This is a genomic window from Streptomyces sp. SAS_270 (genome assembly GCF_052543295.1).
Genome location: NZ_JBMNDS010000108.1, coordinates 1 through 17869, shown reverse-complemented (window position 1 = coordinate 17869; position 17869 = coordinate 1). Strand labels below are relative to the sequence as shown.

Below are 17869 nucleotides of genomic sequence, written 5' to 3'. Positions count from 1 at the left end.
CTAGTCGCCGCCTCGGAGGGGTTCGAGGAACTCCAGCCGGTTGCCCACCGGGTCCTCGGAGTAGAAGCGGCGGTGGCCGGGGAGGTTGTCGTCCCAGGTGACCGGGGCGCCGTGGGCCGCGAAGCGGTCGGCGTACGCCTCGATGTCCGTGACCCTCAGCCCGGGGTGGGCTTTCCGCGCCGGGAGGAAGTCTTTCTCGATCCCCAGGTGGAGCTGCACGGGACCCGCCCGGAACCAGCAGCCCCCGCGGGCGGCGAGGACCGGCGGCTTGGGGATCTCCGTCATGCCGAGGACGCCGGTGTAGTACGCGCGCAGGGCGTCCTCCGAGCCCGGCGGCGCTGCGAGCTGGACGTGGTCGACGGCGCTGAGCATCTCTCAGGCCTCCTTGCGGGCGACGGCGAACAGACGCCGGAAGGGGAGCACGGTGCCGTATGCCGCGCTCGGATAGGCCGCGCGCAGCAGGTCGCGGTATTCGGTGACGAAGGCGTCCCGGGCGTCCGGGTCGTCGGCCAGCGCGGTCAGGGCGGGGCGCAGCCCGGTGCCCTTGACCCAGTCGAGGACGGGGTCCTGGCCCTGCAGGACGTGCAGGTACGTCGTCTCCCAGATGTCGGTCGCGCAGCCGAGACCCGCGAGCTTGTCGAGGTAGACGGCGGGCGTGTGCACCGAGTCCGTGCGGCGCAGCACCTCCCCGACCCGGTCCTTCCATCGCGCGGTGGCACCGAGTTCGCGCATGAGGGCGTGCAGGGGCGCGTCGATGTTGTTCGGCACCTGGAAGGCGAGGGTGCCGCCCGGGACGAGCGCGTCCAGCCAGGCCGGGAAGGCGTCCAGGTGTCCCTCGACCCACTGGAGTGCCGCGTTGGAGACGATCAGGTCGTACGTCTCGGTGGGCGCCCAGGCCACGGCGTCCGCGAAGGTGAAGTCGAGCCGCCCGCCGCCGGCCGTGGGCCCCGCGTACGCCTTGGCCTGCTCCAGCATCTCCGGGGAGTTGTCGTGGCCGGTGATGTGCGCGGTCGGCCACCGTTCGGCGAGCACGGCCGTCACGTTGCCGGGGCCGCAGCCGAGGTCGGCGATGCGGGCCGGGGTGCCGGGGAGGTCGGGGACGCGGGCGAGGAGGTCGTTGAAGGGGCGGGCGCGGTGGTCGGCGTGGCGCAGGTACTGGGCCGGGTCCCAGGTGGGAGTGGCGGCGGCAGGCATGGACGGGCCTCCTCGAAGGTCAGCCGGAGAGGTGCCGGCGACGAACCGGTGACGCACCGGCGGCGTGCCGGTGAGTCGTTGACCGTGCGGACTCCACCCTCACACCATAAATATCTCGACGTCAAGAAGCTTCATCTCAAGAGACTCCATGTCAAGAGACTCCACATCGACACAACCACTACACTGATCGCCATGGAGGACGAGGTCGATCGGCTGGTCGCAGCATGGCGCCGGGAGCGCCCTGACCTCGACGTGGAACCGCTCGAGGTACTCAGCCGGGTGAGCAGACTGGCCCGGCACCTGGACCGGGCACGCCGGCTGGCGTTCTCCGAGCACAGCCTGGAGCCCTGGGAGTTCGACGTGCTGACCGCGCTCAGGCGTGCCGGCGCCCCCTACCAGCTCTCACCGGGCCAGCTCCTGACCCAGACCCTCGTCACCTCCGGCACGATGACCAACCGCATCGACCGGCTGACGAAGAAGGGCCTGGTGGAACGCCTCCCGGACCCCAGCGACCGCCGGGGCGTGCTGGTGCGCCTGACGGACGACGGCCGCGACCGCGCCGACCAGGCACTCGCCGGTCTGCTGGAGCAGGAGCGGGCCATCCTCGCGGAGCTGAGCCGGGCGCAGCGCGGTGAACTGGCCGGACTGCTACGCCAGTTGACCGCCCCGTTCGACAACATCCCCGGCTAGGTCGACCGGGCCCACGCCCGCCCGGCGGGCGAGCGCGACGGCGGCCAGGGTGGAGTGCACGCCCAGCTTCCCGAGCACGTTCTGCATATGCGTACGGACGGTGTGCGGGGAGAGGAACAGCCGCTCCGCGACGGCCTTGCGGCCGAGCCCCGCGACCATGCAGCGCAGCACTTCGCGCTCCCTGGGCGTCAGGGACTCCACCAGCCGCTCGCTCTCGGTGCGGTGCTTGCGGGCGGCGGTCAACTCCCGCAGTACGCCCGTGAGCAGGGCGGGCGGAAGATGCGTCTCGTCGCGCAGCACGCCCCGTATGACGGTGAGCAGCCGGGACAGCGAGCAGTCCTTGGCCACCCAGCCCGAGGCACCGGCCTGCAGCGCGAGCGCCGCCCGGCGCGGGTCGTCCTTCTCGGCGAGCACGACGATACGGACGCTCGGCTGGCCGGAGCGCACGCCCGCGACGAGCGAGATGCCGTCGACGAGCCCGTCCTCGTTGCCCTCCTGCACGGGCACGGCGGGCCTGCTGCCCGGCACGTTGCCGCCCAGGTCGGCGTCGACGAGCAGGACGTCGAATCTGCGTCCCTCCGCCGCCGCCCGCTCCAGGCAGCGCAGCGCGGCGGGACCGCTGCCGGCCGCGGACACGTCGACGTCGGGCTCGGCGGCCAGGGCCGCGGCGAGCGACTCGGCGAAGATGCGGTGGTCGTCGACGACCAGGACTCGGATGCGAACCACTGAAACCCCCACAGGTCGGGAGACGACCCTGCGCAGGTACGGCGCCCGAAGTGATCCCGAGCCCGCTTGCGGCCCGGAAAACGGGGTGCCGCAGCCGCACGGCCGCCGCCGTGCTTCAACTGCTACCCCCACTCCGGGCGTCGTACCCGGCTGTCTCGCCCCCTGATCAGCACCGGCCCCCACCGGTGCTGTTCATCAGGGTAAGGCCGGGGGCGGAGAGCGGAAGGTTATTTGCAGAACTGGTTGGCCAGCGCGTTTATGGTGAGACGTATGTTTCGTATGGAGACAGGAGTCGACAAGGAGCGGCGCGATCTGCTTCGCAAACGGCTGTGGGACACCAACACGCAGGCCTCGCCGGTGCTGCGCGCGCTGCGCGGCACCCCCGGTGAACACGGGGTTCCGCTCCATGTGTGGGTGCTGGACGCCGAAGGCACCCTGGCCGGCGGGCTCGTCGGCCACACCTGGGCGACCTGGCTGCACGTCACCTATCTGTGGGTGGACGACCGCTTCCGCGGCGCGGGCCTCGGCTCCCGTCTCCTCGCCTCGGCGGAGACCACGGCCCGCACCGAGCACGGGTGCCGAGGCTCCCGCCTGGAGACCTGGGACTTCCAGGCGCCGGAGTTCTACCGCAGGCACGGCTACGACGTGGTGTGCGTGATTCCGGATTACCCGCCGGGGGTCACGGAGTACACGATGACGAAGCGGCTGGGGTGAACAGGCTTTTTTCGCCCCCTGCGCCCCTACCTGTCCCGTACCTGGGGGCTCCGCCCCCAGACCCCCGCTCCTCAAACGCCGGAGGGGCTGTATCCAGCGCGTCCGGCGTTTGAGGACGAGCCCGTAGGGCTCAGGCCACCCGTCGCGCCCCCGCCGAAGGCACCGCCGGGAACACCCGCGGTGCGGTGTAGCCCGCAGCCGCGAAGGCCTCCGTGATCGCCTTGGTCACCGTGTCCACGTCGGTGGACTCCACCAGGACGACCGCCGAGCCGCCGAAGCCGCCACCTGTCATACGGGCGCCCAGCGCGCCGGAGGCGTTGGCCGTCGAGACGACCAGGTCCAGCTCCGGGCAGGAGATGCGCAGGTCGTCGCGGAGCGAGCGGTGACCGTCGGTCAGGACGGGCCCGATGGCGCGGACGTCGCCCGCGTCGAGGAGGGCGATGACCTGCTCCACGCGGTGGTCGTCGGAGACGACATGGCGCACGTAGCGGCGCACGCGCTCGTCCGTGAGCCTCTCGAGCGCGCCGTCCAACTCCTCGTAGGAGACATCGCGCAGGTGCGTCACACCCAGTTGCCGGGCGCCCTCCTCGCAGCCCGCGCGCCGCTCGGCGTACGCGCCGTCGCCCAGCGCGTGCTTCACCCGGCTGTCGACGACCAGCAGCTCCAGGCCCTGCGAGGCGAGGTCGAAGGGGACCTGGCGGATGGACAGGTCGCGGCAGTCCAGGTGCAGGGCGTGGCCCTCGACGCAGCAGGCGGAGGCCGTCTGGTCCATGACTCCGCAGGGGACGCCCACGAAGTCGTTCTCGGCGCGCTGGGACAGGCGGGCCAACTGGGGTCCGGTCAGACCCAGTTCGTACAGGTCGTTCAGGGCCAGTGCCGTGACGACCTCCAGCGCCGCCGAGGACGACAGGCCCGCGCCGGTCGGCACCGTCGAGGCGAGGTGGATGTCGGCGCCGCTCGCGACAGCCGCGTGCCCGGCCTCCCGGAGGGCCCAGACGACGCCCGCCGGGTACGCGGCCCAGCTGGTGTTCGTCAGCGGCACCAGCTCGTCCACCCGCAGCTCCACGACGGGGCCCTCGATGTCCGCCGAGTGCAGCCGGAGCACCCCGTCCTCGCGCCGGGACACCGCGGCGACCGCCGTGTGCGGCAGCGCGAGCGGCATCACGAAGCCCTCGTTGAAGTCGGTGTACTCGCCGATCAGGTTCACCCGGCCGGGTGCTGCCCAGACGCCCTCGGGGGCCGCCCCGTACAGCTCCTCGAAGCCCTCACGCACGCCCACCTGTCTACTTCTCCCTGTTCTGGGCGAACGCCCACGCGTCCGCGACGATCCCCGCGAGATCCGCGCGGGACGGGTTCCAGCCGAGCCGCTCGCGGGCGGTGGCGGCCGAGGCGACCAGGACCGCCGGGTCGCCGCCGCGGCGGGGGGCGACCACCTCGGGGATCGGGTGGCCGGTCACCGCGCGCACCGTCTCGATGACCTCGCGGACGGAGAACCCGTTGCCGTTGCCGAGGTTGCAGATGAGGTGCTCGCCGGGGGTGGCGGCCTTCAGCGCCAGCAGATGGGCCTCGGCCAGGTCGGCGACGTGGATGTAGTCGCGCACGCAGGTGCCGTCGGGGGTCGGGTAGTCGTCGCCGAACACCGAGATCGCCTCACGGCGGCCCTGCGCGACCTGGAGGACCAGCGGGATCAGGTGCGACTCGGGGTCGTGCCGCTCGCCCCGGCTGCCGTACGCGCCGGCCACGTTGAAGTAGCGCAGGCTGACCGCGGCGAGTCCGTGGGCCGCCGCCTCGCCGGTGATCATGTGGTCGACGGCGAGCTTCGAGGCACCGTAGGGGTTGGTCGGGGCGGTCGGCGCGCTCTCCACGATCGGGGTCGTCTCCGGCTCGCCGTACGTCGCGGCGGTGGAGGAGAAGACCAGCCTGCGCACGCCCGCCTCGCGCATCGCGGCGAGCAGCGCCATCGAGCCGCCGACGTTGTTGTCCCAGTACTTCTCGGGCTTCACGACGGACTCGCCGACCTGCGAGAACGCGGCGAAGTGCAGAACGGCGTCGTACGACGGATCCAGCCACTTGGCGGCATCGCGGATGTCGCCCTCGATGAAGGAGGCACCGGCCGGCACGCCCTCACGGAACCCGGTCGAGAGGTTGTCGAGGACGGTGACCTCGTGGCCCGCCTCCAGCAGGTGCTGCGCCACCACGCTGCCGACATAGCCCGCACCGCCGGTGACCAGGTACTTCCCACTCATGAACTCGCTACCTCTCGCAGTCGCTGAGCCGCGGACTCCGGCGGCACGTCGTTGATGAACACGCTCATGCCGGACTCGGATCCCGCGAGGAACTTCAGCTTGCCGGACGTACGGCGAATGGTGAAAAGCTCCAAGTGGAGTGCGAAGTCGTCGCGGTTGACGCCTTCGAACTCCTCCAGCACGCCGAACGGCGCCTGGTGCCACGCGGAGATGTACGGCGTGGCCGGCTCACCCTCGCCGAAGATCCGGTCGAAGCGCTTCAAGAGTTCCAGATAGACCTTGGGGAACTCTGTGCGCGCGTCCTCGTCCAGGCCCAGCAGGTCGGGCACGCGGCGGCGGGGGTAGAGGTGCACCTCGTAGGGCCAGTGCGCGGCGTACGGCACGAAGGCGACCCAGTGCTCGGTCGCCAGCACGACCCGCTCACCGGCCAGCTCCCGCTCCAGTACGGCGTCGAAGAGGTTCCCCCCGCCCGTCGCCTCCTTGTGCGCGGCGAGCTGGCGCAGCATCAGAGCCGTACGCGGAGTGGTGAAGGGGTAGGCGTAGATCTGGCCGTGCGGGTGACCCAGGGTCACGCCGATCTCGGCGCCGCGGTTCTCGAAGCAGAACACCTGCTCCACGGAGGGGAGATGCGACAACTCGGCCGTGCGGTCGGTCCAGGCGTCCAGGACCAGGCCCGCCTGCTCCTCGGTCAGGGAGGCGAACGACGCGTCGTGGTCGGAGGTGAAGCAGACGACCTCGCAGCGGCCCGAGTCGCCGGCCAGCGACGGGAAGCGGTTCTCGAAGACCACGACGTCGTAGGAGGAGTCGGGGATCTCGCTGAGCCGCTCGCCCTGCGAGGGGCACAGCGGGCACTCGTCGGCCGGCGGGTGGTAGGTGCGGCCCTGGCGGTGCGAGGCGATCGCCACGGAATCACCGAGCAGCGGGTCCCGGCGTACCTCCGAAGTGGTGACGGTGGGGTCGAGAGGCCGCCGGTCCACCGCGTCGCGCACCGCGTCGTCGCGCGCGTCGTAGTAGATGAGCTCACGACCGTCGGCCAGCCGGGTCGAGGTCTTCTTCACGGTGGACTCCCCATCCGCACCCGATCAATCTTCAACATAACCAAACACAACAAACCATGTTTCCCCCGCGCCGTCAACGTCACAATCAAACAAAGAGCACCATCAGAAGTGTTCATTTCTTGAATGTGGAGGCGCAGGTTCCGGTCTGATCAGTTCGCGCAACGAAGCGAGTACCTATGCAGTCCCCCACACATTCCCCCGCATACCTGGCTGATCCCGGCACGCACCTGGCCGCCGGCCTGCGACTTCCCACCAACGCGCTCGACTACACGATCCTGGGCATCTACTTCGTCGTCGTCCTGGGTATCGGCTTCGCCGCCCGGCGATCGGTGAAGACGAGCCTCGACTTCTTCCTCTCCGGGCGCTCCCTGCCCGCCTGGGTCACCGGCCTGGCGTTCATCTCCGCCAACCTGGGCGCCACCGAGATCCTGGGCATGGCCGCCAACAGCGCGCAGTACGGCGTCTACACCGTGCACTGGTACTGGATCGGCGCCATCCCGGCCATGGTCTTCCTCGGCCTGGTGATGATGCCCTTCTACTACGGCTCGAAGGTGCGCTCGGTCCCGGAGTTCCTGCTGCTGCGCTTCGACAGGTACGCGCACCTGCTGAGTTCGGTCCTGTTCGCCTTCGCCGCCATCCTGATCGCCGGCGTCAACCTCTACTCGCTCGCGATCGTCGTCGAGGCCCTGCTCGGCTGGCCGCAGTGGGTCGCCATCGTCGTCGCGGGCGCCTTCGTGCTCGGCTACATCACGCTCGGCGGTCTGTCCTCGGCGATCTACAACGAGGTCCTGCAGTTCTTCGTCATCCTGGCCGCGCTCATCCCCATCGTGGTGCTCGGCCTGAAGAAGGTCGGCGGCTGGGACGGTCTGTCCGACTCGCTGGAGAAGACCCACGGCGCCGACTTCATGACAGCCTGGGGCGGTACGGGCATCGGCAGCGACAACCCGCTCGGCGCCAACTGGCTGACCATCGTGCTCGGCCTCGGCTTCGTGCTCTCCTTCGGCTACTGGACGACCAACTTCGCCGAGGTGCAGCGTGCCCTGTCCGCGAAGAACCTGAGCGCGGCCCAGCGCACGCCCCTGATCGCCGCGTTCCCGAAGATCTTCATCGTCTTCCTGGTGATGATCCCGGGCCTGGTCGCCGCCGTCCTCGTCCCGAAGATCGGCACGTCCGGCTCAGACCTCCAGTACAACGACGCGATCCCGTACCTGATGCAGGAGCTGCTGCCCAACGGTGTGCTCGGCATCGCGGTGACCGGTCTCATCGCCGCGTTCATGGCGGGCATGGCGGCCAACATCTCGTCCTTCAACACGGTGTTCACCACCGACATCTGGGCGAAGTACGTGGTGAAGGGCCGCGAGGACGCGTACTACGTGCGGTTCGGGCGGCTGATCACGGCCATCGGCGTGGCGGCCTCCATCGGCACCGCCTTCCTCGCCTCCTCCTTCTCGAACATCATGAGCTACCTCCAGGCGCTGTTCTCCTTCTTCAACGTGCCGATGTTCGTCGTCTTCATCATCGGCATGTTCTGGAAGCGCGCGTCCATGAAGTCCGGCTTCTGGGGCCTGCTCGCGGGCACCACCGCGGCGATGGTGAACTACTTCGTCATCTACAAGCAGGGCGTCATCGACATCCCCTCCGACCAGGGCGCCAACTTCGTCTCCGCGATCGCCGGGTTCGTCGCCGGTGGGGTGGTCATGGTCGCCGTCTCGCTGTTCACGAAGCCGAAGTCCGCCGAGGACCTCCAGGGCCTGGTGTACGGCACCAGCTCGCCCGGCATGGAGGAGCCGCCCGCCGCGGGCGACGACGCCTGGTACCGCAGGCCCGCCCTGCTGGGCTGGAGCGCGATCATCCTGGCCGCCGCCTGCTACATCCCGTTCTCGTTCTGACGCGGGAGGATTGAGAGACCATGTCCGACCACTCCGACTACTCCGACCGCGACGTCCAGCGCGAGGTCACGGAACTCCAGCAGAAGTCCGCGACCGCCGCCCGGCTGTTCGACATCCGCCGCATCATCGGCGGCCTCTTCGTGATCTACGGCGTCATCGTCACGATCGCCGGGTTCACCGTGTCCGACGCCGACCTCGACAAGGCCGTGGGCGTCAACATCAACCTCTGGACCGGCCTGGGCATGCTCGCCCTGGGCCTGTTCTTCCTGATCTGGCTGAAGCTGCGCCCGCTGGCTCCGCCGCCACCGCCGCTGCCGGACCAGCAGCAGGACAGCCAGTAGCACCCGCCCACGGGGCCGGGATCCGCTGCGGACCCCGGCCCCGTGGGCGTACAGCCAGGTCACGCCAGTTGCTGCGGCCCCGGTCCCTCCAGGACGTCCGGCGACGCGTGCGGCACCGGTCCCGCCCGGTCGAGCAGCCCGGTGCGCGCGGCGAGCGCCGCCGCCTCCAGCCGCGAGCCCACCCCCAGCTTCATCAGGACCCGTTGCACATGCGTGCGCGCGGTGCTGGGTGCGATGCCCATGCCGGCCGCGATCAGCCGGGTGTCCTCGCCGTCGGCCACCCGCACCAGCACCTCCACCTCGCGCGGAGTGAGCATCTGCAGCAGCCGCTGGCCCTCGTCGTCGGGCTGCGCGGCCGGGTTGAGCAGCTCGCTGAACGCGCTCTGCAGCAACTGCGGTGCCACGGCGGCCTCTCCGGCCCTCGCCTTCATGATGGCGCGCTCGACGCCCTCTATGCGCTCGTCGTGCCGTACGTAACCGGAGGCACCGGCGGCGAACGCGGCCGCGATACCCCGTGGATTGGGCACCGGACCGAGGACGAGAACCGCCACCTGCGGCCGTTCCCGCTTGATCCGCACCACCGGGTCGAAGATCCCCGGCTCGGCCGGTGTCGCCGTACCTATCAGGCACACCTCCGGCGCCCGTGTGATCACCAGCTCCGCCGCTCCCGCGGCGGGCGCGGCCGCGGCGAGCACCCGGTGCCCACGCAGCTTCAACGCCGAGGCCAGTGCCTCTGCGAGCAATCGGTGGTCGTCGACCACCATGAGCCGCACTCCCATCGGCAACCCCCCAGTCCCCCCAGGTTCCATCCCCGCTGGTTCCCATGGATAGGAGCCCCCCGGCTCTCCATCACCCGGAAGCTACACGCTTGTTCGACGTTGCGCTCCCCTACCGGTGAGAAGTGCCCCGGATTACCGAATCCCGCCCATTCGGGATTGATGAGGAGTACGCGAACGGCTCCGCCCCTGAGCTGGGGCGGAGCCGCTGCACTGCGACGCTCGGGAGCTACTTCGCGCCGAACCCGATTGCCGTGTACTCCTTCTCGTCCTTGGAGTACGGCTTGCTGACGAGGTCCTGGCCCAGGAACAGACGGCCGCTCGTGTAGAGCATCTCGGCGCTCTTGGGGACCATGCCGCTGATCGCGCTGCGCACCGACTCGGTGGACGGCGTCTCCAGGAGCTTCGTCTGCTTCAGGGACTTGGCGTCGATGGAGACGACCTGGGCACCCTTGTCGTACGGACCGTCCTTGTAGGCAAGGATGTTCGGCCCGTCCATGCGGATCGGGCGGAGGTCGTAGCCGTCGCCCGCGTCGATCCGCTCGCCGGTCGGCTTGCCGGTGGCCAGCGAGAAGGCGATGATCTCGTTGGTCTGGCTGTACTCACCGGTGCCGTCGTGCTCCTTGGTGGGCACGTACAGCTTGTCGTTGCCGACGGTGACGCCCTTGCACCGGTAGACCTTGCCGATGGTGCAGTCGTGGTCGTACTTGGTGTCCGGAAGCGTGATCTTGACGCGCAGCTTGCCGTTCTCGTCCAGCGAGAAGACGTCCGAGGCGCCCGAGAGACTGATCTCGTCGCCGGAGTCGACACCGAAGACCACCGGGTTGGTGGAGATCACCTTGGCGTTGTCGATGCCCTTGGGCAGGTCGTAGGTCCACTTGACGCTGCCCGACTTCGAGTCGAGGAGCTGGACCTTGTACGCCTCGTTGCCGTAGTCGCCGCACTTGCGGACCGCGACGAGCTGGTCGCCGCCCGCGTAGCCGACGTCCTCGCACTTGCCGGTCTTCGGCTGCCACAGGGCCTTGCCGGACTTCAGCTCGAAGGCGGCGCCGCCGTAGTAGCCGCCGCCGACCGCGACCGTGGTGCCGGAGATGGTGACCTCACCGAACGGCACCGCCGTGCCCTGCGTCTCGGCGGTCTTGTTCCAGAGCTGCTTGCCGGTGTTCACGTCGAACGCGACGACCTGGGTGCAGGCCTGGTGGTCGCCCTTGCTGTTGCGCTTGGCCGCCTCGGTGACCACCACGGCGATCCCGTCCTGGGTCACCTCGCGCGAGCCGGCGCAGGTCTCACCCTGCAACGGGAGCGTCCACTTCTTGCTGCCGTTGTCGGGGTCGTAGCCCACGATCGCGTTGACGCCGCTCTTGGCGTACACCGAGTCGGTGAGCCAGGAACCCGCCACGCTGTCGATCTGCTTGTCCTTGACCTCCGGCGAGGGCACCTGGAAGAGGACGCTCGCGCTCGTGCTGGACGGGACCTTCTCCTGAGCGGTGTCGTGGGAGGTGTCGGTACCCGTACCGCCGCCGCCGTTGTCGGTCGAGCCGCCGTTGTCGCCCTTGTCGCCCTTGTCGTCCTTGCCGCCGGTGCCGCCCGAGGAGCCGGACGAGGTGTTCTTGTCGTCGTCCGAGTTCGAATTGGCGTACATGAGGCCGCCGCCCACGATCAGGGCGACGACGGCGACGGCCGCGATGACGATGCCCATCGGGCCGTTGAGCTTGAACTTGCCGCCACCGCCACCGTTCTGCGGAGGCTGCGGCTGCATCGGCATGGTCTGCGGATAGCCGTACTGGGGCTGCTGCTGGCCCGGGTAGCCGTAGCCGGGCTGGCCCTGCGGCGCCTGAGGTGCCTGCGGCGCCTGGGGGTAGCCGTACTGGGGCTGCGGCGGCGTGGGCGGCGCCTGCGGGGGCTGGGGGGTCTGCGGGTAGCCGTAACCGGGGCCCTGCGGGGGCTGCGGAGCGCCGAAGCCGCCGGAGGGCGGGTTCTGCGGGGCACCGAAACCGCCGGGGGGCGGGGCCTGGGGCGCGCCGAAGCCGCCGCCTTGCGGAGGCGGGTCCTGCGGGGCGCCGAAGCCTCCCTGCTGCGGGGGCTGGTTCGGCGGAGGCGGGGGCGGCGGCTGGCTCATGACGTGTGTACCTCGGGTGGGAAGAAGAGCGGATGTGGACGAGGACTGGGGAAGCGGGCGGAGGAAGGAGGGGGCGGCCCGGTCACTTGCCGTAGGCCAGCATCAACTTCTCCTTCGCGTCGTCGTCGCCGGTCAGTGAGGTGGTGGAGAGGAAGAAGCGCCCGTCCACGTAGGCGATGGCCTTGCTGTAGAAACTGCTCTCGATCTTGGCGGTGCCCTGCGGGTTCTGGAGCAGCTTGTACGTCCTGTGCCTGCTGCCCTTGGTCCGGATCGAGACGACCTGGCCGCCGGTGTCGTAGCTCGGCGCGACGTACGCGATCAGCCGGGTGCCTCTCATCCGGATCGGCATCATCGTGGTGCCGTCGACGGGGGACTTCACGCGCCAGCGCACCTTCCCGGTCTCCAGGCTGAGGGCGACGATGCTGTTGGCGCCGCTCTTCTTCTCCGTGGGCAGATACAGGGTGTCGGCGTCGGAGGCGATCCCCGTGCAGTCGGTCAGGCCGGCGCCCAGGACCGAACCGGAGCAGTCGGGCGCGTAGTTCTCGTCGACCTGGACCTGCGAGCGGTACGTTCCGTCACTCTTCAGCGTGACCATGTTCCACGCGTCGTTCGACTCCTTCTTGAGGAAGAGAACGAGCGGGCTCACGGAGTACGCCCGGTTGACCTTCCAGCCCTTCTTGATCTTGAAGGTCCACTTGGCCCTGCCGGTTGCCGGGTCGAGCTCCTGCACCTCGTCGTGCTCGGTGTCGGAGCCGATGCCACAGCTCGCCACGGCGATCAGCTTGCTGCCGCCCGCGTACCCGGAGGGGTAGCAGGAAGCGCCGTACTTCTTCTTGTCCCAGAGCTTCTTGCCGCTGTGGACGTCGTACGCCGTACCGGACATCGAGCGGCCCGCCACCACCGTGTTGCCGGCGATGGCCAGCTCCACGGTGATGGTGTCGTCGAAGAGCCCGCCCTCCTTCAGCTCGGTGCTCCAGCCCTTCTCGCCGCTGTCCAGATCGACCTGCTGGAGCTGGTTGCAGCGGGAGCTGTCGCCGGTGCCGCTCTCGTAGGCGACGACGATCGTGTCGTCGGAGGTCTTCTGCCGGGTGACGGCGCAGATCTTCTGCGGGAACGTGATGGCATCCCAAGTGGGCTTGCCGTCACCGACGTTGTACGCGACGAGCTGCTTGTACGCCGCCTTCACCGCGGTCTTGCCGGTGATCCACAGCCCGGGGGCGGAGGCGCCGGCGGCGGGCGCGTCGGGCGCCTCCTTGTACCAGAGGATCTTCGACTCGCCGGGCTTGCGGCCCTCGTTGAGGTCCTGGTTCTCCTCACGGCCGTCGCCGCTGCCGTCGCCCTGGTTGACCGGGGCGCTGGTGGTGGGCGTGGGCTTGTCGTCCTGACTCTCGTGGGCGACCGGCTTCTTGCCGTCGTCACCACCACCGGCCACGGCCCACACGGTGCCGCCGATCACGAGCAACGCGGTGACTGCCGCGACGGCGACGAGTACGGGCTTGCCCTTGAAGGGGTTCTTGGAACCGCCGCCCGGAGGCGGGGTGGGCGCACCGGGGAACTGCGGCGGCGCCTGCTGCGGGTAGCCGTAACCGGCCTGCGGCTGCTGCGCGTACGACCCCGGCTGCTGCTGGGGCTGCGCGTAAGGACCGGTATGACCATAGGGGCCCGGCTGGCTGTACGGGCCGGGCTGCTGGGGGTAGCCGTAGCCGGACTGCGGCGGGCTCTGCGGTGCGCCGAACCCGCCCTGCGGGGGCGGGCCTTGAGGCGGCGGCCCCTGCGGCGGCTGCTGGTGCGCGGGCTGGTCCTGTGGTGCGCCGAAGCCGCCCTGCGGCGGCTGATTGGGCGGCTGAGTCATCAGCGCTTCCCCCCTCGTTCACTGATTTTCGCCACCCGCGGTCAACGCTCGGAGTGGTTCTCAGGCTGTTCTCAGACGGCTCTTTCTATCACTCTGCCGCCTTCGCACAGGGGGCCGGTCCTCCCCCTGTTCCCAAGGGAGAACCGGCCCGTGATGCCCTCGTTACGCGCCTTCACGCGCCCTTCACGCACGGCGCACGCCCCACGTCGGCGCCGTGCGCGCCCCTCCCCCGAAGCGCGCCCGCGACTTACGCGTCCTCGGCGAGTTCCAGCCAGCGCATCTCCAGCTCCTCGCGCTCCCCGGTCAACTCGCGCAGCTCGGCGTCCAGTTTGGCCACCTTTTCGAAGTCCGTGGCGTTGTCGGCGATTTGCGCGTGCAGCTTGGTCTCCTTCTCGGAGACCTTGTCGAGCTGTCGCTCGATCTTCTGGAGCTCCTTCTTGGCGGCGCGGGCATCGGCGGCGGACGCGACCTTGGCCGGGGCGGGCGCGGCCGAGAGGACGGCCGCGGCGGCGACCTCCTCCATCCGCCTGCGGCGCTCCAGGTACTCGTCGATACCGCGCGGCAGCATCCGCAGCGTGGCGTCGCCGAGAAGGGCGAACACCTTGTCCGTCGTGCGCTCCACGAAGAACCGGTCGTGGGAGATCACGACCATCGAGCCGGGCCAGCCGTCGAGCACGTCCTCCAACTGCGTGAGGGTCTCGATGTCGAGGTCGTTGGTGGGCTCGTCGAGGAAGAGGACGTTGGGCTCGTCCATCAGCAGCCGCAGCAGCTGCAGGCGCCGCCGCTCACCGCCGGACAGGTCGCCCACCGGCGTCCACTGCTTGTCCTTGTTGAAGCCGAACGTCTCGCAGAGCTGCCCGGCGGTCATCTCGCGGCCCTTGCCGAGGTCGACGCGGTCACGGACGGCCTGGACGGCCTGCAACACCCGCCAGGTCGGGTCGAGTTCGGCGACCTCCTGCGAGAGGTAGGCCAGCTTGACGGTCTTGCCGGTGCTGATCCGCCCGGCGGCGGGCTGCTTCTCGCCCTCGCTGCGGGCGGCCTCGGCCATGGCCCGCAGCAGCGAGGTCTTGCCCGCGCCGTTCACGCCGACCAGGCCGATCCGGTCGCCCGGCCCGAGCTGCCAGGTCAGGTGCTTCAGCAGCACCTTGGGCCCGGCCTGCACGGTCACGTTCTCCAGGTCGAACACGGTCTTGCCGAGGCGCGTGGAGGCGAACTTCATCAGCTCGCTGGTGTCCCGGGGCGGCGGCACGTCCGCGATGAGCTCGTTGGCGGCCTCGATGCGGAAGCGCGGCTTGGACGTACGGGCGGGTGCGCCGCGGCGCAGCCAGGCCAGCTCCTTGCGCATCAGGTTCTGCCGCTTGGTCTCCTCGGTCGCGGCGATCCGCTCGCGCTCGGCCCGGGCGAAGACGTAGTCGGAGTAGCCGCCCTCGTACTCGTACACGTCGCCCTTCTGCACGTCCCACATGCGGGTGGCGACCTGGTCGAGGAACCACCGGTCGTGGGTGACGCAGACGAGGGCGGAGCGGCGCTCGCGCAGATGCTGGGCGAGCCAGGCGATGCCCTCGACGTCCAGGTGGTTGGTGGGCTCGTCGAGGATGATCAGGTCCTGCTCCTCGATGAGCAGCTTCGCCAGCGCGATACGGCGCCGCTCGCCACCGGAGAGCGGGCCGATCACGGTGTCGAGGCCCTGCGGGAAGCCCGGCAGGTCCAGCCCGCCGAACAGGCCCGTGAGTACGTCCCTGATCTTGGCGTTGCCGGCCCACTCGTGGTCGGCCATGTCCCGGATGACCTCGTGGCGGACGGTCGCCGAGGGGTCGAGGGAGTCGTGCTGGGTGAGGACGCCGAGGTGCAGTCCGCCGGAGTGGGTGACGCGGCCGGAGTCGGCATCCTCCAGCTTGGCGAGCATCCGGATCAGCGTCGTCTTGCCGTCGCCGTTGCGGCCCACCACGCCGATCCGGTCTCCCTCGGACACGCCGAGGGAGACTCCGTCGAGCAGGGCACGGGTGCCGTACACCTTGCTGACGTTCTCGACATTGACCAGGTTGACGGCCATTTCTCTCCTGCCCAGGGGGTTTGCTCGACCCTCAAGGGTAGACCGCGGCGGAGCGGGGACCGGGCCGGAGGTTTTTCGCGCTGTCGCGCATCCTCGTCGAGCGGCGGCGTGGCCGCGCGGCCGGACGCACGGCCCTACGGATCTACCCGCCCGCTCCGCCTACAGAACGACGGCGCCGGAGGCGGGCCCTTCGGTCACCCGTGCGGCGCGGCAGCTGCCCGAGGCGAGCAGCACTTCGGCGACCCGGTCCGCGGCCTCGGCGTTCTGGGTGAGGAAGGCGGTGGTGGGCCCGGAGCCGGAGACGAGCGCGGCGAGGGCACCGGCGCCGCGCCCCACGGCGAGGGTGTGCTCCAGTTCCGGGAAGAGCGAGAGGGCGGCGGGCTGAAGATCGTTGGAGACCGCACCGGCGAGAGCCGACGCATCCCCCTTCGCCAGAGCGTCGAGGAGTTCCTGCGAGGCGACGGGCTCAGGAACCCGCAGCCCCTCGTTCATCCGGTCGAACTCGCGGAAGACGGCCGGGGTGGACAGCCCCCGCTCGGCGATGGCGAAGACCCAGTGAAAGGTCCCGCCCACCTCCAGGGTCCGCAGCTGCTCCCCGCGCCCCACTCCGAGCGCGGCCCCGCCCACCAGGCTGAACGGCACGTCGCTGCCCAACTCGGCGCAGATGTCGAGCAGTTCGTCCCTCGATGCGCGGGTATCCCACAGGGCGTCGCAGGCGACCAGCGCACCGGCGCCGTCGGCACTGCCGCCCGCCATGCCCCCGGCGACGGGAATGTCCTTGGCGATGTGAATGTGCACGGCGGGCTCGATGCCGTACCGGCGGGCGAGTTCGAGTGCGGCGCGGGCGGCAAGGTTCGTACGGTCGAGCGGCACCTGCCCGGCGTCCGGCCCCGAGCACGTGATCCGCAGCTCGTCCGCGGGGGTCACCGTGACCTCGTCGTAGAGGCCCACGGCGAGAAAGACGTTGGCCAGGTCGTGGAAGCCGTCGGGGCGGGCGGCGCCCACCGCGAGCTGGACGTTGACCTTGGCGGGAACACGCACGCTCACCGTCACGACTGCGCGGGCCCCTTCGGGGGTTCGGGGGCTTGCTCCTGGGAAGACGCGGCCTCGGCGATACGGGCGAACTCCTCGACCGTCAGGGACTCCCCGCGGGTCTGGGGCGAGACCCCGGCGGCAACGAGGGCGGCCTCCGCGGCGGGAGCGGACCCGGCCCACCCGGCGAGAGCGGCCCGCAGGGTCTTCCTGCGCTGCGCGAACGCGGCATCGACCACGGCGAAGACCTCCTGCCGGGACGCGGTGGTCCTGATCGGCTCGTCCCGGCGCACCAGCGAGACGAGCCCGCTGTCGACGTTCGGCGCGGGCCAGAAAACGGTCCGCCCGATGGACCCGGCCCGCTTCACCTCGGCGTACCAGTTGGCCTTCACCGACGGAACGCCGTACACCTTCGAGCCCGGAGGGGCCGCGAGCCGGTCGGCGACCTCGGCCTGCACCATCACGAGCGTGCGCTCGATGCTGGGGAAGGTCTCCAGCATGTGCAGCAGCACGGGTACGGCGACGTTGTACGGCAGGTTCGCGACGAGCGCGGTGGGCGCGGGTCCCGGCAGTTCCCGTACGTGCATGGCGTCGGAGTGCACCAGCGCGAAGCGCTCGGCCCGCCCGGGCATCCGGGCGGCGACGGTGGCGGGCAGGGCGCCCGCCAGTACGTCGTCGATCTCCACGGCGACGACCCGCTCGGCGACCTCCAGCAGGGCGAGCGTCAGCGACCCCAGTCCGGGGCCCACCTCCACCACCACGTCGTCCGGCCGCACCTCGGCGGTCCGCACGATGCGCCGCACGGTGTTGGCATCGATCACAAAGTTCTGGCCGCGCTGCTTGGTGGGCCGCACGCCGAGGGCACCCGCGAGCTCGCGGACATCGGCGGGACCCAGAAGGGCGTCGGAGGTGGGACTGCTCACGCCCCCAGAGTACGGGGCACATCCCCCCACCCCAGGCCACCGGCCCCCTCCGGGGTGGGCGGGCACCACGTGCACCCCTTGCTTGAACGGTCACCCGGGGTGGGTGGGCAAACCCCGGGTGCCCCCTTCTTCCTTCGCACCCGGGGTTGGTGCCGGCCGGGGGTGGGTCACGCAGCCCGGCGTTCACGGGGTGCCGCTGCGCCCACCCGTGCCGCCCCTAGCGGCACGATTGCCCGCAGTAACGAGGCTTCGCCAG

General features: G+C 70.3%; 16 protein-coding genes. 4 read left to right on the top strand and 12 right to left on the bottom strand.

Annotated features, from left to right (window positions below; genetic code table 11):
• Both ACN6LB_RS41550 and ACN6LB_RS41545 read right to left on the bottom strand, forming a co-directional pair.
• A complete protein-coding gene (locus tag ACN6LB_RS41550) occupies positions 1–372 on the bottom strand; it encodes a VOC family protein (protein WP_445030414.1) in 372 nt (123 codons plus the stop codon).
• Between the two features lie 3 nt (positions 373–375).
• The gene (locus ACN6LB_RS41545; protein ID WP_445030413.1) at positions 376–1194 is read right to left on the bottom strand and encodes a trans-aconitate 2-methyltransferase; all 819 of its coding nucleotides are present in this window, start codon (positions 1192–1194) and stop codon (positions 376–378) included.
• A 192-nt stretch (positions 1195–1386) separates the two neighbouring features.
• On the opposite strand from ACN6LB_RS41545, the gene tamR reads away from it, so the two are divergent.
• Complete coding sequence (tamR, locus tag ACN6LB_RS41540) at positions 1387–1884, top strand: MarR family transcriptional regulator TamR (protein WP_356144052.1); 498 nt, start codon at positions 1387–1389, stop codon at positions 1882–1884.
• On the opposite strand, the gene ACN6LB_RS41535 is transcribed toward tamR, so the two are convergent.
• Complete coding sequence (locus ACN6LB_RS41535; protein WP_356144054.1) at positions 1843–2610, bottom strand: response regulator transcription factor; 768 nt, start codon at positions 2608–2610, stop codon at positions 1843–1845. The two genes, tamR and ACN6LB_RS41535, sit on opposite strands and share 42 nt — an antisense overlap.
• A 258-nt stretch (positions 2611–2868) precedes the next feature.
• Between ACN6LB_RS41535 and ACN6LB_RS41530 the strand changes: the two genes are divergently transcribed.
• Positions 2869–3324, top strand: a complete 456-nt coding sequence (locus ACN6LB_RS41530) for a GNAT family N-acetyltransferase (RefSeq protein WP_445030412.1) — start codon at positions 2869–2871, stop codon at positions 3322–3324.
• 130 nt (positions 3325–3454) lie between these two features.
• Here the strand turns inward: ACN6LB_RS41530 and galK are convergent, their stop codons facing one another.
• Genes galK through galT form a run of 3 tightly spaced genes read right to left on the bottom strand, consistent with a single transcriptional unit; the run spans position 3455 to position 6628 of the window.
• Positions 3455–4603: a galactokinase gene (gene galK / locus ACN6LB_RS41525; RefSeq protein WP_445030411.1), complete on the bottom strand. Its 1149-nt coding sequence runs from the start codon at positions 4601–4603 to the stop codon at positions 3455–3457.
• A 4-nt stretch (positions 4604–4607) separates the two neighbouring features.
• The gene (gene galE, locus ACN6LB_RS41520) at positions 4608–5570 is read right to left on the bottom strand and encodes a UDP-glucose 4-epimerase GalE (RefSeq protein WP_445030410.1); all 963 of its coding nucleotides are present in this window, start codon (positions 5568–5570) and stop codon (positions 4608–4610) included.
• Positions 5567–6628 carry a galactose-1-phosphate uridylyltransferase gene (galT, locus tag ACN6LB_RS41515; RefSeq protein WP_445030409.1) on the bottom strand — a complete coding sequence of 354 codons (1062 nt, stop codon included), beginning with the start codon at positions 6626–6628 and terminating at the stop codon, positions 5567–5569. The genes galE and galT overlap by 4 nt, the downstream gene beginning before the upstream one ends.
• Positions 6629–6804: 176 nt before the next feature.
• On the opposite strand from galT, the gene ACN6LB_RS41510 reads away from it, so the two are divergent.
• Positions 6805–8517 carry a sodium:solute symporter family protein gene (locus ACN6LB_RS41510; protein ID WP_445030408.1) on the top strand — a complete coding sequence of 571 codons (1713 nt, stop codon included), beginning with the start codon at positions 6805–6807 and terminating at the stop codon, positions 8515–8517.
• Between the two features lie 20 nt (positions 8518–8537).
• Complete coding sequence (locus tag ACN6LB_RS41505) at positions 8538–8858, top strand: hypothetical protein (protein WP_445030407.1); 321 nt, start codon at positions 8538–8540, stop codon at positions 8856–8858.
• A gap of 59 nt (positions 8859–8917) precedes the next feature.
• On the opposite strand, the gene ACN6LB_RS41500 is transcribed toward ACN6LB_RS41505, so the two are convergent.
• From ACN6LB_RS41500 to rsmA, 6 genes are all read right to left on the bottom strand, one after another.
• Positions 8918–9637, bottom strand: a complete 720-nt coding sequence (locus tag ACN6LB_RS41500) for a helix-turn-helix transcriptional regulator (RefSeq protein ID WP_356146052.1) — start codon at positions 9635–9637, stop codon at positions 8918–8920.
• Between the two features lie 226 nt (positions 9638–9863).
• Positions 9864–11753 carry an outer membrane protein assembly factor BamB family protein gene (locus ACN6LB_RS41495; RefSeq protein WP_445030406.1) on the bottom strand — a complete coding sequence of 630 codons (1890 nt, stop codon included), beginning with the start codon at positions 11751–11753 and terminating at the stop codon, positions 9864–9866.
• An 82-nt stretch (positions 11754–11835) separates the two neighbouring features.
• Entirely contained in the window at positions 11836–13605 is a 1770-nt protein-coding gene (locus tag ACN6LB_RS41490) for an outer membrane protein assembly factor BamB family protein (RefSeq protein WP_445030405.1), read from the bottom strand.
• A 247-nt stretch (positions 13606–13852) separates the two neighbouring features.
• Positions 13853–15658, bottom strand: coding sequence for an ABC-F family ATP-binding cassette domain-containing protein (locus ACN6LB_RS41485; RefSeq protein ID WP_445030404.1), 1806 nt, complete (start codon positions 15656–15658; stop codon positions 13853–13855).
• A gap of 159 nt (positions 15659–15817) precedes the next feature.
• Positions 15818–16711 (bottom strand): 4-(cytidine 5'-diphospho)-2-C-methyl-D-erythritol kinase, encoded by an 894-nt coding sequence (locus tag ACN6LB_RS41480; RefSeq protein WP_445030403.1) that lies wholly within the window; start codon positions 16709–16711, stop codon positions 15818–15820.
• A complete protein-coding gene (gene rsmA / locus ACN6LB_RS41475) occupies positions 16708–17613 on the bottom strand; it encodes a 16S rRNA (adenine(1518)-N(6)/adenine(1519)-N(6))-dimethyltransferase RsmA (protein ID WP_445030402.1) in 906 nt (301 codons plus the stop codon). Before rsmA ends, ACN6LB_RS41480 begins: the two co-directional genes overlap by 4 nt.
• Between the last annotated feature and the right edge of the window lie 256 nt (positions 17614–17869).